This is a genomic window from Mesorhizobium sp. M1E.F.Ca.ET.041.01.1.1 (genome assembly GCF_003997355.1).
Taxonomy (GTDB): domain Bacteria; phylum Pseudomonadota; class Alphaproteobacteria; order Rhizobiales; family Rhizobiaceae; genus Mesorhizobium.
The window spans coordinates 1-543 of the sequence record NZ_RZSL01001228.1 but is presented as its reverse complement, the minus strand read 5'-3'; the positions used below and the strand labels follow the sequence as shown (position 1 = coordinate 543).

Sequence of the window (543 nt, the reverse complement as noted above, 5' to 3'; positions counted from 1 at the left end):
GGTAATCGGGAGGGCGGGGGAGCGCAAGCACCCTGTTCTTGTTGCATTGCAACATCACCCCTTGCATTTCAGGCCGGACTCGGCCATATGCGGCGGCATAGGCGCTTGGGCCGGCTTGTCCGGCTTTCTCCACGCATGAGACTGGTTGCGTCTGTTTTCCCTCTTTCCGGCAAGTCGGCCTCTTCTGTCCGGCAGTCGACAAGGTGGCGAAAGAGCCCCGGAGCATGAAGCTCGCGGGCACGACAGCGCAGCCGCGCGGACGCTTCCGTCCGCCGCCTTGTCGTTTCCTGACAATTTTCGACGGCAGGTTGCGCCCTGCCGCTATCGATGTTTGCGGCCAGTGGGCCGCGTGAAAGAAGATTATTTTGACCAACGAAAACCAGGCGGAACAGAACGGTTTCGCCACCCTAGGAATCACCGGCGCGCTGCTCAAGGCCGCGAACGCCGCGGGCTTCACCGATCCGAAGCCGATCCAGATGCAGGCAATCCCACCGCAGCTCGAAGGCCGCGACATATTCGGCATCGCCCAGACCGGTTCGGGCA

General features: G+C 62.2%; 1 pseudogene. It reads left to right on the top strand.

Annotated elements, in window-relative coordinates:
• Nucleotides 1–365 precede the first annotated feature (365 nt).
• Nucleotides 366–543: pseudogene (locus EOA38_RS40875) on the top strand (ATP-dependent helicase); the annotation flags it as partial.